The organism is Nonomuraea sp. NPDC049480 (assembly GCF_044465905.1).
Classification (GTDB): domain Bacteria; phylum Actinomycetota; class Actinomycetes; order Streptosporangiales; family Streptosporangiaceae; genus Nonomuraea.
This window is the reverse complement of the sequence record NZ_JBITMD010000001.1, coordinates 1,103,557-1,116,837: the sequence shown is the minus strand read 5'-3', so window position 1 is coordinate 1,116,837 and position 13,281 is coordinate 1,103,557. Positions and strand designations below refer to the sequence as shown.

The window sequence follows — 13,281 nt, the reverse complement described above, 5'->3', positions numbered from 1 at the left end:
CGGGCGTGAGCTGCCACACTAGAAGGATGTACTCCCCGAAGGCCACGCCCGCACAAGCGCGGGTGGACCTGGCCGCGATCAGGCAGAACGTGGCCCTGCTCAAGGAGCGGGCGGGCGGCGCGGAGCTGATGGGCGCCGTCAAGGCCGACGCGTACGGGCACGGCCTGGTGCCGTGCTCCGAGGCCGTGCTGGAGGGGGGCGCGAGCCGGCTCGGGACCGCGTTCGTCAGGGAGGCGCTCGCGCTGCGCGAGGCCGGCGTGACCGCGCCCATCCTGTCCTGGCTGATCACCCCGGACGAGCCGCTGGACGAGGCGCTGGAGCAGGACGTCGAGCTGTCGGCGGCCGACGAGCGGCTGCTCGGTGAGATCGAGGCCGCGGCGCGGCGTACGGGCCGCACCGTGAAGCTGCACCTGGAGGCCGACACCGGCATGAGCAGGGGAGGCTCCCCGCTCGCCGCCTGGCCGGAGCTGCTGGCCAGGGCGATGGAGCTGCGCGCCGAGGGCGTCGTCGAGATCGTCGGCGTCTGGTCGCACTTCGCCTGCGCGGACATCCCCGGGCATCCGTCGATCGACCAGCAGCTGGAGGCGTTCGAGACGGCTCTCAAGCTGGCCGAGCGGGCAGGCGCGGCCGGCTCCCACGTGATCAGGCACATAGCCAACTCCGCCGCCACCATGACCCTCCCCGCCGCCCGCTACGACCTGGTCAGGCCCGGCATCGCGATGTACGGCCTGAGCCCGATCCCCGAGCTCGGCGACTTCGGCCTGCGGCCGGTCATGACGCTCACGGCCCAGGTGGGGCTGGTGAAGCGGGTCCCGGAGGGCTCGGGCGTCTCGTACGCGCACCTCTACGCCACCGACCGCGAGACCACGCTCGGACTCATCCCGCTCGGCTACGCCGACGGCATACTCAGGACCGCGACGGGAAGGGCCGAGGTGCTGGCGGGCGGGCGCCGCAGGCGGATCGCCGGCCGGGTGTGCATGGACCAGTTCATGATCGACATGGGCGACGACTCACTCGCGGCGGGGGACGAGGTCGTGCTGTTCGGGCCTGGTGACAGGAGCGAGCCGACCGTTCAGGAGTGGGCGGATACTCTCGGCACGATCACGCATGAGATCGTGACCAGGATCGGCTCGCGGGTGCCGCGGGTTTATGAGGGTCGGGCCTAAGAAGGATCGGGGAGATGACGACGACAACACGGCGCAGGGTAGGAATCGCCGGCGCGATCGTCGGCGCGGCTTCCGCCGGTGTCGCCGCGGCGGCGCTGGCCAAGCGCTACGCGGTCGGCCGGATCAGGCTGCGCCCCGACACCGAGGCCAGCGAGCCGTTCGGCGAGTTGCGGGGCAGGGAGCGCACGCTCGTCACCTCCGACGGGGTGGCGCTGCACGTCGAGATCGACGGCCCCGAGGACGCGCCGCTGACGATCGTGTTCTGTCACGGCTACTGCCTCAACCTGGAGTCCTGGCACTACCAGCGCAAGGACCTGCGCGAGAACTACCGCATCGTGCTGTGGGACCAGCGCTCGCACGGCCGCTCGCAACGCGCCCGCGCCGACGACAGCACGATCGACCGGCTCGGCGAGGATCTGGCCGAGGTGATCGAGGAGTTCGTGCCGGGCCCGTGCGTGCTGGTCGGCCACTCCATGGGCGGCATGACGATCATGGCGCTCGCCGACCGTCACCCCGCGCTGTTCGGCGAAAAGATCCGCGCCGTGGCGCTGATCGCGACCTCGGCGGGCAAGCTGGCCGAGCTCACGCTGGGCCTGCCGGCGATGGTGTCCAAGGTCGTGCACAAGGTCGCCCCCTCCACGGTGTCGATGCTGGGCAAGCGGGGATCGCTGGTCGACAGGACCCGCCACGCGGGCAGCGACATCGCCTTCCTGATCACCCGCTACATGGGCTTCGGCGACTCCAAGAACATCAGCCCCACTGTGGTCGACTTCGCCGAGTCGATGATCAGGGCGACCCCGACCGAGGTCTTCGCCGACTTCTACCCCGCTCTGATGAACCACGACAAACTGTCCGCGCTGGACGTTCTCGACCCGGTCCCGACCGCGATCGTGGTCGGCGACCGGGACTGGCTGACCCCGCCCGACCACAGCAAGGCCATCGCGGCCGCGCTGCCCAAGGCCCAGTTCACCGAGGTGCCCGACACCTCGCACCTGATCCAGATGGAGCGCCCCGGCGTCGTCAACGACGCGCTGCGCGACCTGGTGAAGAGGGTGGAGCTGTAATGAGGGCCGCGACCGCCGAGGACATGCGCGCGTACGGCGCCCGCCTGGCCGGGCACCTTCGCGCCGGCGACCTGATCGTCCTGTCCGGGCCGCTCGGCGCGGGCAAGACCACGCTCGTGCAGGGCATCGCCGAAGGGCTCAAGGTACGCGGCCCCATCACCTCGCCCACGTTCGTGATCGCCAGGGTGCACCCGTCGCTGCGCCAGGGCCCGCCGCTGGTCCACGCCGACGCCTACCGGCTCGGCGGCGACCTGGAGGTGGACGACCTGGACCTGGACGCCTCCCTGGAGGAGTCCGTCACCGTCGTCGAATGGGGCGAAGGCCTGGTCGAAGGGCTGGCCGAGGACCGGCTGGAGATCCACATCGACCGGGAGGCAGGCGACGAGGCGAGGATCGTGACGCTGCGCGGGGTCGGCCCGCGGTGGACCGACACGCCGGTTGATCGGCTCGAAGGTTAAAATCTCGATCAATCCCCGGTAAAGCTGGCACCCTTGACGTACCAGGCCAATGATGTAAATCATGATCGTTGGCTAGGGATTCGCCCAGAATTTCTGGGTATCAGGAGGGGCGACATCCAGGTTTTGGGTGGATGCTGGTGGCAGGACGGCAAAGTGGGGTGCGGCCGGTGCTCAGGGTCAGACGAGTCGCGTACGCGGGAGCCATCGTCATGGTCGGTCTGACGGGCTGCACAGCCTCGGCCGAGGCGAACCCGACACCTACCACACCGACACCCACGGCCAGTGGCACGGTCAGCCCGACCGCCACCCCGACCGCCACGGTCACAAGCCCGCGACCGACCGTGACCAGGCCCACCATCCAGGTCCAGCTCAACCCCGACCGCGTCACCGCCGGCCAGACCTCGACGGTGTGGATCCTGGCCAACTGCCCCGTTCCGAGCGGTGGCCCCGCCCACACCGGCACCGCTCAGTCCAGGGCGTTCGTCAGCGGCGCCACGCTGAACCCGGCGCCCGCGGGATCCAGCTCCCCCACCCCGACCGGCGCGTCCGGCGGCTCGCCATGGGTACGCGGCTCGGCGCAGGTCGGGGGAACGATCGGGCGCGGCACGTACGACGTCAACGTCAAGTGCGACGGCACCAACGACATGGGCAAGGCCAGGCTGCGGGTCGTCGCGGGCGAGGCGCTGCCGACCAACGTGCCGACCAGGGCGCCCAGGGCCGGCGGCGGCGGCACGTACGCGCAGGACGCCGAGGACGACTCCGCGATCCCGCTCGGACCCGCGGGCGTGCTGATCGGCCTCGCGCTGGCCGCGGGCATCGGCATAGCGGTCAAGCGGCGTAACCGGGCGTAGACCATGGCCCGCCCAGGACGGGTGGTGCTCGCGGGAGCCGTGACGGGACTGCTGCTGTTCGCCTTCGGCAAGGGCGTGCAGCAGACCGCCTCCACCCCTGTCGCGAACGTCATACCCGAGACCCTCGACATCCCCTCGATCGACGTCGAGGCCCCGCTGATGAAGCTGGGCCTGGAGAAGAACGGCGACGTCGAGCTGCCGCCGTACGAGAAGCCCAAGATGGCCGGCTGGTACACCGGCAGCGCGGTGCCCGGTGAGAAGGGCGCCTCGGTGATCATCGGCCACGTCGACACCAAGACGGCGCCTGCCGTGTTCTACAAGCTCAGGCAGCTTCGTAAGGGCCAGACCGTGAAGGTCGAACGCAGTGACGGCAAGACCGTGACGTACAAGGTCGACTCGATCGAGCAGGTGCACAAGGACAGCTTCCCCACCCGGCGCGTGTACATGGAGGACGGGCTCAAGCTGGTGACGTGCGGCGGCAAGTTCGACTACGCCAGGGGCGAATACGTCGACAACATCATCGTCTACGCTTCGCAGGTGTGAGCCATCCTCCCGCCGCGGGCACGCGTGTGCCCTGGCACAAGGTGCACCCGGCGGTGCGCGCGGCGGTCGAGGAGTTCCTCGGCGGGCGTGTGGCCGAGGCGATCACTCAGCCCGGCGGGTTCTCGCCGGCGGCCGCGGTGCGGCTGCGTACCGACGAGGGCAGGCGGGCCTTCGTCAAGGCCGTCGGTCCCGAGCCGAACCCCGACACCGTCCTCCTCTACCGCTCCGAGCTCAAGATCGCCGCGGCCCTGCCCGAGTCGGTGCCCGCGCCCAGGCTGCTGACCGGGTTCGAGCTGGAGGGTTGGGTGGTGCTGGTCTTCGAGGACGTCGAGGCCGGGCACCCCGAGTTGCCGTGGCGGCGCGACGAGCTCGACCGGGTGCTCCACGCCATCGACCGGATGTCGGCCGCGCTCACCCCTGCGCCGATCGACGCGCCACCGATCAGCGACGTCTTCGGGCCGGCGTTCAAGGGCTGGCGCAAGTTGCTCAAGGAGGACACCGACGGCCTGGACCCGTGGGCGCTGCGTCACCTTGGCGAGCTGGCCGAGCTGGAGTCGGGGTGGGCCGAGGCGGCGGCGGGCGACAGCCTGGTCCACGCCGACCTGCGGGCCGACAACATCCTGCTCACCGACGACCGCGTCTACGTCGTGGACTGGCCGTGGGCCTGCGTCGGCGCGCCCTGGTTCGACCGGATGGGCATGCTGCCCTCGGTCGGCATGCAGGGCGGGCCGCCGCCGCACGAACTGCTCACCGATCCCGACCCGGCTGTGACCTCGGTCGTCGCCGCGCTTGCCGGGTATTTCGTGCGGCAGTCCCGCCAGCCGGATCCGCCGGGGCTTCCGACGGTCCGGGAGTTCCAGCGGGCGCAGGGCGTGGTCGCGCTCGATTGGGTGCGGCGGCGTACCGGCTGGTCCTGAGGATACGGCCGGGCGAGAGGCGTCCTGCGGGTACGCTTGACAGTCGTGCTGGTCCTGGCCTTTGATACCGCGACGCCCGCCGTCACCGCCGCGCTCCACGACGGCGAGCGCGTGCTCGCCGAGTCCACGACGATCGACGCCCGCCGCCACGGCGAGCTGCTCGTCCCCACCATCGAGCTGGTGCTGGGGGAGGCGCGCGCGGCGCTGCGCGACGTGACGGCCATCGTGGCGGGCAGCGGCCCCGGGCCCTACACCGGGCTGCGTGTGGGGCTGATGACCGCGCAGGGCCTCGCCACGACGCTGGGCGTGCCCGCGTACGGCATCTGCACGCTCGACGCGGTCGCCTACGGCAGCGGGCTGGCCGAACCGTTCCTGGTGGCCACCGACGCGCGGCGCAAAGAGGTGTTCTGGGCGCGTTACGCGGACATGCGCACCCGGCTCGACGGGCCGTTCGTGGAGCGGCCCGCGCAGGTGCCGGTGGAGGGGTTGCCGGTAGTGGGAGCCGGCGCCGAGCTTTATCGCGATATTTTCGGACAAACCGAGGCTCCGCCATACCCCTACGCGGGTGCCCTGGCCTCCCTGGCGGCCGAGCGGCTCGCGGAGGGCACCCCGCTCGACCCGCCCCGCCCGATCTACCTGCGCCGGCCCGACGCCGTGGTGCCGGGCGCGCCGAAGAGGGTGACGGCGTGAAGCTCAGGCCGATGACCGAGGCCGATCTGCCGGCGGTCATGGCGATCGAGCGGGCCACGTTTCCGCTCGACGCGTGGAGCGAGGGCATGATGCGCGGCGAGCTGGCCGACATGCCGCGCTCGCGCCACTACGTGGTGGCGCTGCTCGACGACGAGATCGTGGCGTACGCCGGGCTCGCCGTCGCGGCCGACCAGGCCGACGTGCAGACGATCGCGGTGCTGGAGAAGCACCAGGGCACGGGCATCGGCAGCGCCATGCTGACCGAGCTGCTGGCCGAGGCGGGGCGCAGAGGAGCGCGGGAGATCTTCCTGGAGGTACGCGCCGACAACCCGCGCGCCCAGGCGGTCTACCGGCATTTCGGATTCGAGGAGATCGGCACCCGCCGCCGCTACTACGACGACGGCACCGACGCGATCATGATGAGAAGGAAGCTGGATGGCTGACGAACCACTGGTCCTGGGCATCGAGACGTCCTGCGACGAGACCGGCATCGGCATCGTCAGGGGCCACACGCTGCTGGCCAACACCATCGCCTCCAGCATGGACGAGCACGCCAGGTTCGGCGGCGTGGTGCCCGAGGTGGCCTCGCGCGCCCATCTGGAGGCCATGACGCCGACCGTGGAGGCCGCGCTGGCCCAGGCCGGTCTCAAGTTCTCCGACATCGACGCCATCGCCGTCACGGCCGGTCCGGGCCTTGCGGGCGCGCTGCTGGTCGGGGTCGCGGCGGCCAAGTCCTACGCGCTCGGGCTCGGCGTCCCCCTCTACGGCGTCAACCACCTGGCCGCCCACGTCGCCGTCGACCAGCTGGAGCACGGGCCGCTGCCCAAGCCGTGCGTCGCCATGCTCGTCTCCGGCGGCCACTCCTCGCTGCTGCTCGTGCCCGACGTGGCCGAGGACGTGATCTCGCTCGGCTCGACCGTGGACGACGCCGCGGGGGAGGCGTTCGACAAGGTGGCGCGGGTGCTGGGGCTGCCGTTCCCCGGCGGGCCGCACATCGACCGGGCCGCCCGCGAGGGCTCCGGGAAGGCGATCGCCTTCCCGCGCGGCAAGATCGACGACGGCACGCTCGACTTCTCCTTCTCCGGGCTCAAGACGGCCGTGGCCCGCTGGGTCGAGGCCCGCGAGTCGTCGGGGGAGTCCATCCACGTGCCCGACGTGGCCGCCTCGTTCCAGGAGGCCGTGGTCGACGTGCTGACCCGCAAGGCGCTGCAGGCGTGCCGGAAGTACGGCGTGGACGACCTGCTCATCGGCGGTGGGGTGGCGGCCAACTCCCGGCTGCGGGCGCTGGCCCAGGAGCGGTGCGACGCGGCCGGCGTACGGCTGCGGGTGCCCCGTCCCGGGCTGTGCACCGACAACGGCGCCATGGTGGCCGCGCTCGGCTCCGACCTGGTGGCGGCCGGCGTCACGCCTTCCAGCCTGGAGATCCCGGCCGACTCGTCGCTGCCGATCACCACGGTCTACGTCTGAGCCGCTCACACCGTCTGCCCGCGGCGTAGGCCACGCAGGCGCACGGCCAGGGCGGCGGCCGCGAGCACCGAGAACAGGCCCAGGAGCCACCAGTCGGACTCGCGCCCGCCCATGTGCTGGTCCAGGAGGTGGTTGATCGCGTGGAGGGTGTTGGTGACCAGGTAGCCCGCCAGAACGACCGCGATCACGTCCCGCCACCACAGCGCGGCCAGCATCATCAGGCCGATGCCGATATGGAACACGGCCAGATCGTGTAAGAAATGGACGTGGTTGGGCCAGTTGGCCCACGCGGCGAATCCCGCGGGGTCGATCCGCATCCACACGCCGGTGGGGAGCACCGAGGCCGCGCCCACGACCACCGAGATCTTGATGAACATGCGTCCGTTCTCCTTTCGACTCCGAGCAACGGACGATCGAGATCAGGCGGACGTGACAGCGTCGGCTGTGAGGTGCCCCACACTCAGTCCTTGGCCCTCGTGGGGCGCAGCAGGGCCTCGGCCAGGGCCAGCATGGTCTCCTCCAGGGCGCTGAGCCGCTTGGTCAGGTCGGTGGCGGCGGGCTCGACGACGCTGGTGACGGTCTGGGCCAGCTCGTCGCGGTCGGGGCGAGACCTGACCAGGTCGGTCAGCACGTCGGCGGCGGCCGCCAGGCGCTCGGCCTGCTCGCCGGCCTGCGACTGGAGCAGCTCGGGGAGGCCCAGGTCGGGGAGGCCCAGGTCGGCGGGGATCCGGCCGACGCGCTGGTTGACGGCCTCGATGTGGTCGTCCACCGCCTCCAGATGCTCGCTGGCCTGCTCGGCGCGGGCGGCCAGGCCGTTCATGTGGGTGTCGAGGCCGTTGAACCGGGTGTCGATCCCGCCCAGGTGGCCGTCCACCGCGTCGAAGCGGCCGCTCAGGTGCTCCTCCGCCTCCACCAGTCGCTCGTCGACGGCGTCCAGGTGGCTGTCGAGCTTGTTGAAGCGGCCCTCGTTGCGGGTGGCGGCCTCGCTGAGGTGCTGGTCGGTGGCGGCCACACGTTCGTCGAGCGCGGTGAAGCGGGCGTCGATGCGTACGTCCAGCGCGTCGAAACGGTCGTCGTGCCTGCCCAGGTGGCCGTCCACCGTGCCCAGCCGCTTGCCCACCGCGCCGAGTTGGCCGTCCATGCCGGTGAGCCGCTTGTCGACGCCGGCCATCCTGCCGTCGAGGCCGTCGAGCCTGGTGTCGATGTCGGCCAGGCACTCGTCGGCGGACTCCAGGCGGCCGTCGAACCCGGTAAGCCTGGAGTCGAGGCCGAGAAGCCTGCCCTCGACCCGGTCGAGCCTGGCGTCCACGCCGTCGAGCCTGGCCGTCAGGCGTTGCTCGCTCTCGCCGAGCTGCACGGCCAGGTGCTGGTCGGCCTCGTCCAGGCGGGTGGTGAGGCGCTCCTCGACCTCGGCCAGGCGGCCGGTGACCTGCGCGTCGGCCTCCTGGAGGCGCGCGGCGAGCCGTTGGTCCGCCTCGCCGAGCCGGGCGGTCAGGCGCTGGTCGGTCTCCTCCAGGCGGACGGTGAGGTCCCTGCCGGTCTCCTCCAGCTTGGCGGTGAGCCGCTGGTCCGTCTCCTCCAGGCGGGTCGTGAGGCGCTGGTCGGTCTCGTCGAGGCGGGTGGTCAGGCGCCGCTCGGCGGCGTCCACCTTGCCGGCCAGCTCTTCAGCCGCGCCGGACAGCTGGTCGTTGATGCCCTCGGAGAGGTCGCCGACCACGGCCTCCACGCGGTCGGCACGGGTGGCCAGCTCGGCCACCGACTTGTCAAGCTTGGTGAAGCGGCTGGCGGCGGCCTCCATGCTGGAGTTGAGGCCGGCCAATATGACGGCGAAATCGGACATGCCTTTGGTGATGCCATCGGTGGTGTCGAGCACGGACTGCAGGCGTTTGAGCGCTTCGTCGACGCTCTCGCCCACGGTGCCCAGATCGGCCCAGAGGCTCGGCAGCTCGGAGACCGGGGCGACGCGGGCGTCCACGTGGCGCACCCGCTCGCCGACGGCGTCCACGTGGTCGCGTACCGCCTCCACGTGCTGAGCCAGCCCCTCCGCCCACATCGGCGGCTTGGCGGCGATGTCCTCCAGGCGGCCGTTGACGGACTCCAGCGTGCCGCTCAGGCCGCCCAGCTCGCGCTCGCGCACTTCCCGCAGCAGCCACTCCATGCCCTCGAGGCGCTGGCGGATCTCGTCGAGCACGGCTCCCTGCGTGCGCTGCTCATACACGTGGTCCTGTGCGGCGCGGTTGAGGATCTCCCGCATCCTCTCGGAGACGGGGGAATGGCCTCCTGGGTGAAGAAGGGTCGTGTGGTTGGAATTGTCCACCGAAAGGCTCCTTCGCTCGCCGACGGTCTGCCGCGCAGCGGTGGGATAGGTCCGGTTTGCAGATGAAAGGGCGAGAACACGGGTAACCGCATTAGGGGGAGAACTCCCGCCCGCCCACCTTAGCCTTTCGATCAAGGTCCGTCAGGGGCGAATTGAAAGATCGCGGTTAACGAAAGAATGACCGATTTCCTCGTTCAGGCAGGTGGGGTGGTGTTACAGATGAGGGCATACGGTTTATCCATAATTCGGGTCAAGATGATTACTGCTGACTTTTCCCCATTAAGGCGCAAGTCTGACCGGAGGCGTTCGATGTCGACGGCGGACGCTCGCTTCTTGATGGTGACATTTCCGATTTGCCGCTCGCGGAGCGCCGCGCGTAGTTTCTTCAGCGAGAATGTCATGAGGTCGTCGACCTCGTATCTGGCGGCCCACGGCGTGTCCACCGGCTCGTCGCCCGCGATGTAGGCGACGCGCGGATCCAGCAGGCGGCCGCCGACCAGCTCGGCCACCTCGCCCACCAGGTGCGCGCGGATCGCGGCGCCGTCGGGTTCGTAGACGTACCGCCCCATCGCGCCGACCGCGGCCCGGGCTCCGGTGGCGGCGAGGGTGTGGCCGCCGGGCAGCAGCGTGGCGCGGCGGGCCGGCCGGTCCCCGGTCCAGAGGGTGGCCTCCTTGACCTCGCCCTTGTACGAGACCCACTCCGCTTCGGCCTTCTCCGGGATGAACTCGTACGGGATGCCGGGCGCGACCTTGACGCAGGCCCGCCCGGCCCTGGAGACCAGGTCGAGCACCACGGGCCAGGGCGGCGAGTAGGCCAGCGGGTCGAACGTCCTGCCCCTGCTCGTCCGCCGCGCCGGGTCGGCGAACAGCACGTCGTAGTCCTCCGGCCGGACGGCGGCCGCGTCCCCCACGGCCACCGTCACCCTGCCCGCCAGCCCGAGCGCCTCGGCGTTGGCCCTGGCGACGGCGACGGTCAGCGGGTCGATGTCCACGGCCGTCACGGTGCAGCCGGCGCGGGCCAGCGCCAGGAAGTCGCCGCCGATGCCGCAGCAGGCATCCACGACCACGGCTCCTGCCAGGCGGCGGGCGCGGTGCTCGGCGACCTCCTTCCTCGTGGACTGCTCCAGGCCGTGGGGCGTGAAGTACATCCGCGCGGCGTCCTCGCCGAACTTGGCCCTGGCGCGTTCCCGCAGAGCGGCCTGGGTCAGGGCGGCCGAGGTGAGGGCGGTGTCGTAGGTCTTGCGCAGCTTGGTGGCGGCGGCGACCGGATCGGCGCCGGTCAGCTCCCCGGCCTCGGCGAGCGCCCGCCGGCCGCGAGGGGTCAGCAGCTCGTTGAAGGCATCGAGGTCCACACCACCCGACGCTACCGCGCCCACCCCCCGCGAACTCCCCACCCCGCCGCGCCCTCCCTGCCCTGCTGCCGTGTCGCCGTCGTTCACGTGGAAGACTCGGGCGAACTGAGCGCAACCGTGGTCGAGAAGGGCGAGTCCACCATCTATCACGCTGTGAGCGAAAAGGCCGTGCCCGTCACCGCCGTCGCCGAGGCCGCGGCCGGCCCGGCCAGGCCCGCGTCCGGCGCCCCACCGGCCCGGCATTCTCGCCGCCGGCCCGTACGCGGACAACGCGTTATCGCTCTGAGCAGACGCGTTCGTGTTGACTGTCAAGCCCCTCTTGCATATGTTTCCTGTTGGCACTCTCACCTTGAGAGTGCCAACGTGCGACGAGGCAGGTCTGACACCCGCGACGGCAGGCCCAGCTGGTCGCCTCTTCTAGATCATTCAAATCTGAAGGGGAGGTCCGATCGTGACGACCGCCACTAAGGTTCCCGTTAAGCCGCTCGGCGACCGCATTGTGGTCCAGCCGCTTGAGGCAGAGCAGACCACCGCTTCTGGCCTGGTCATCCCAGACACCGCCAAGGAGAAGCCGCAAGAGGGCAAGGTCCTCGCGGTGGGCCCCGGCAACTGGGATGAGGACGGCGACAAGCGGATTCCGCTCGACGTCTCGGAGGGCGACATCGTCCTCTACAGCAAGTACGGCGGTACCGAGGTCAAGTACGGCGGCGAGGAGTACCTCGTGCTCTCCGCCCGCGACGTTCTCGCGATCATCGAGAAGTAAGCCGGATGTGTCGGGCCCCGGGCGCTCTAGAGGGCGGCCGGGGCTTTCGACGCAAGGAGAGGACTTTCAGCAATGGCGAAGATCCTGGAGTTCGACGAGGGTGCCCGCCGCGCGCTGGAGCGCGGCGTCAACGCCCTCGCGGACGCAGTGAAGGTGACGCTCGGCCCGCGTGGCCGCAACGTCGTCATCGACAAGAAGTTCGGTGCGCCGACGATCACGAACGATGGCGTGACCATCGCTCGTGAGATCGAGCTGGAGGAGCGCTACGAGAACCTCGGCGCCCAGCTCGCCAAGGAAGTGGCGACCAAGACCAACGACATCGCGGGTGACGGCACCACCACCGCGACCGTCCTGGCCCAGGCCATGGTCCGTGAGGGCCTGCGCAACGTGGCCGCCGGCGCCTCGCCCCTGTCGCTCAAGCGCGGCATCGACAAGGCCGCCAAGGACGTCAGCGACAGGCTGCTCGCCACCGCCCGCCCGGTCGAGGACAAGAAGGAGATCGCGAATGTCGCTACGATCTCCGCTCAGGACGCGCAGATCGGCGACCTGATCGCCGAGGCGTTCGACAAGGTGGGCAAGGACGGTGTCCTCACCGTCGAAGAGTCCAACGCCATGGGCATGGAGCTCGAGTTCACCGAGGGCATGCAGTTCGACAAGGGCTACCTGTCGGCCTACATGGTGACCGACCCCGAGCGTATGGAGTCGGTCCTCGAGGACGCCTACATCCTGCTCACCCAGGGCAAGATCTCCTCCATCGCGGACTTCCTGCCGCTGCTGGAGAAGATCGCCCAGACCAAGAAGCCGCTGCTCGTGGTCGCCGAGGACGTCGAGGGCGAGGCCCTGGCCGTCCTGGTCACCAACAAGATCCGCGGCACGTTCACCTCCGTCGCCGTCAAGGCCCCCGGCTTCGGCGACCGCCGCAAGGCGATGCTGCAGGACATGGCCATCCTCACCGGTGGCCAGGTCGTCAGCGAGGAGATCGGCCTCAAGCTGGAGCACGTCGGCCTGGAGGTGCTCGGCACCGCCCGCCGCATCGTGGTCACCAAGGACGCCACGACCATCGTCGACGGCGCCGGTGACGCGACGGCCATCGAGGACCGCGTCAAGGAGATCAGGCTCGCCATCGAGCAGTCCGACTCCGACTGGGACCGCGAGAAGCTGCAGGAGCGCCTGGCCAAGCTCGCCGGCGGTGTGTGCGTGCTGCGTGTCGGCGCCGCCACCGAGGTGGAGCTGAAGGAGAAGAAGCACCGCCTCGAGGACGCGATCTCCGCGACGCGCGCCGCGATCGAGGAGGGCATCGTCTCCGGCGGTGGCTCCGCGCTGATCCACGTCTCCAAGGAGCTCGACGACCTCGGCCTGTCGGGCGACGAGGCCACGGGCGTCGCCATCGTCCGCCGCGCTCTGGTCGAGCCGGCCCGCTGGATCGCCGAGAACGCCGGCCTCGAGGGCTACGTGGTCACTCACAAGATCGCGGAGCTGAGCGCCGGCAACGGCCTCAACGCCGCCACCGGCGAATACGGCAACCTGCTGGACCAGGGCGTCATCGACCCGGTGAAGGTCACGCGGTCGGCCGTGCAGAACGCGGCCTCGATCGCGGGCATGCTGCTCACCACCGAGGTGCTCGTGGTGGACAAGCCCGAGGAGGAGGCCCCGGCCGCCGGCCAGGGTCACGGTCACGGCCACGGCCACTGAC

At 70.6% G+C, this 13,281-nt stretch carries 14 protein-coding genes; 11 read left to right on the top strand and 3 right to left on the bottom strand.

Translation table 11 applies throughout. From position 1 onward, the window contains the following. Positions 1 to 26 precede the first annotated feature (26 nt). The 9 genes from alr (at position 27) to tsaD (ending at position 7,156) form a co-directional block, all read left to right on the top strand. Positions 27 to 1,166 (top strand): alanine racemase, encoded by a 1,140-nt coding sequence (gene alr / locus ACIBX3_RS05220; protein ID WP_397113269.1) that lies wholly within the window; start codon positions 27 to 29, stop codon positions 1,164 to 1,166. 14 nt (positions 1,167 to 1,180) lie between these two features. Continuing rightward, positions 1,181 to 2,230, top strand: a complete 1,050-nt coding sequence (locus ACIBX3_RS05215) for an alpha/beta fold hydrolase (RefSeq protein ID WP_397113267.1) — start codon at positions 1,181 to 1,183, stop codon at positions 2,228 to 2,230. After that, positions 2,230 to 2,688, top strand: a complete 459-nt coding sequence (gene tsaE / locus ACIBX3_RS05210) for a tRNA (adenosine(37)-N6)-threonylcarbamoyltransferase complex ATPase subunit type 1 TsaE (protein WP_397113265.1) — start codon at positions 2,230 to 2,232, stop codon at positions 2,686 to 2,688. The genes ACIBX3_RS05215 and tsaE overlap by 1 nt, the downstream gene beginning before the upstream one ends. A 167-nt stretch (positions 2,689 to 2,855) precedes the next feature. Continuing rightward, positions 2,856 to 3,539 carry a hypothetical protein gene (locus ACIBX3_RS05205; RefSeq protein WP_397113263.1) on the top strand — a complete coding sequence of 228 codons (684 nt, stop codon included), beginning with the start codon at positions 2,856 to 2,858 and terminating at the stop codon, positions 3,537 to 3,539. A 3-nt stretch (positions 3,540 to 3,542) separates the two neighbouring features. Then, positions 3,543 to 4,082, top strand: coding sequence for a class F sortase (locus tag ACIBX3_RS05200; protein ID WP_397113261.1), 540 nt, complete (start codon positions 3,543 to 3,545; stop codon positions 4,080 to 4,082). Next, positions 4,079 to 4,999 (top strand): aminoglycoside phosphotransferase family protein, encoded by a 921-nt coding sequence (locus ACIBX3_RS05195; protein ID WP_397113259.1) that lies wholly within the window; start codon positions 4,079 to 4,081, stop codon positions 4,997 to 4,999. Before ACIBX3_RS05200 ends, ACIBX3_RS05195 begins: the two co-directional genes overlap by 4 nt. A 45-nt stretch (positions 5,000 to 5,044) precedes the next feature. Beyond that, complete coding sequence (gene tsaB / locus ACIBX3_RS05190) at positions 5,045 to 5,689, top strand: tRNA (adenosine(37)-N6)-threonylcarbamoyltransferase complex dimerization subunit type 1 TsaB (protein ID WP_397113257.1); 645 nt, start codon at positions 5,045 to 5,047, stop codon at positions 5,687 to 5,689. Between the two features lie 11 nt (positions 5,690 to 5,700). Further along, the gene (gene rimI, locus ACIBX3_RS05185; protein WP_397113399.1) at positions 5,701 to 6,132 is read left to right on the top strand and encodes a ribosomal protein S18-alanine N-acetyltransferase; all 432 of its coding nucleotides are present in this window, start codon (positions 5,701 to 5,703) and stop codon (positions 6,130 to 6,132) included. Beyond that, positions 6,125 to 7,156, top strand: a complete 1,032-nt coding sequence (gene tsaD / locus ACIBX3_RS05180) for a tRNA (adenosine(37)-N6)-threonylcarbamoyltransferase complex transferase subunit TsaD (protein WP_397113255.1) — start codon at positions 6,125 to 6,127, stop codon at positions 7,154 to 7,156. Before rimI ends, tsaD begins: the two co-directional genes overlap by 8 nt. Before the next feature lie 5 nt (positions 7,157 to 7,161). Here the strand turns inward: tsaD and ACIBX3_RS05175 are convergent, their stop codons facing one another. From ACIBX3_RS05175 to ACIBX3_RS05165, 3 genes are all read right to left on the bottom strand, one after another. Then, positions 7,162 to 7,533: a hypothetical protein gene (locus tag ACIBX3_RS05175; RefSeq protein ID WP_397113253.1), complete on the bottom strand. Its 372-nt coding sequence runs from the start codon at positions 7,531 to 7,533 to the stop codon at positions 7,162 to 7,164. Between the two features lie 83 nt (positions 7,534 to 7,616). Then, positions 7,617 to 9,473, bottom strand: coding sequence for a hypothetical protein (locus tag ACIBX3_RS05170; RefSeq protein ID WP_397113251.1), 1,857 nt, complete (start codon positions 9,471 to 9,473; stop codon positions 7,617 to 7,619). A gap of 194 nt (positions 9,474 to 9,667) precedes the next feature. Then, entirely contained in the window at positions 9,668 to 10,825 is a 1,158-nt protein-coding gene (locus tag ACIBX3_RS05165) for a methyltransferase domain-containing protein (protein WP_397113249.1), read from the bottom strand. Between the two features lie 448 nt (positions 10,826 to 11,273). Between ACIBX3_RS05165 and groES the strand changes: the two genes are divergently transcribed. Then, a complete protein-coding gene (gene groES / locus ACIBX3_RS05160; RefSeq protein ID WP_197093639.1) occupies positions 11,274 to 11,588 on the top strand; it encodes a co-chaperone GroES in 315 nt (104 codons plus the stop codon). 72 nt (positions 11,589 to 11,660) lie between these two features. Further along, positions 11,661 to 13,280: a chaperonin GroEL gene (gene groL, locus ACIBX3_RS05155; protein ID WP_397113247.1), complete on the top strand. Its 1,620-nt coding sequence runs from the start codon at positions 11,661 to 11,663 to the stop codon at positions 13,278 to 13,280. Position 13,281 lies beyond the last annotated feature (1 nt).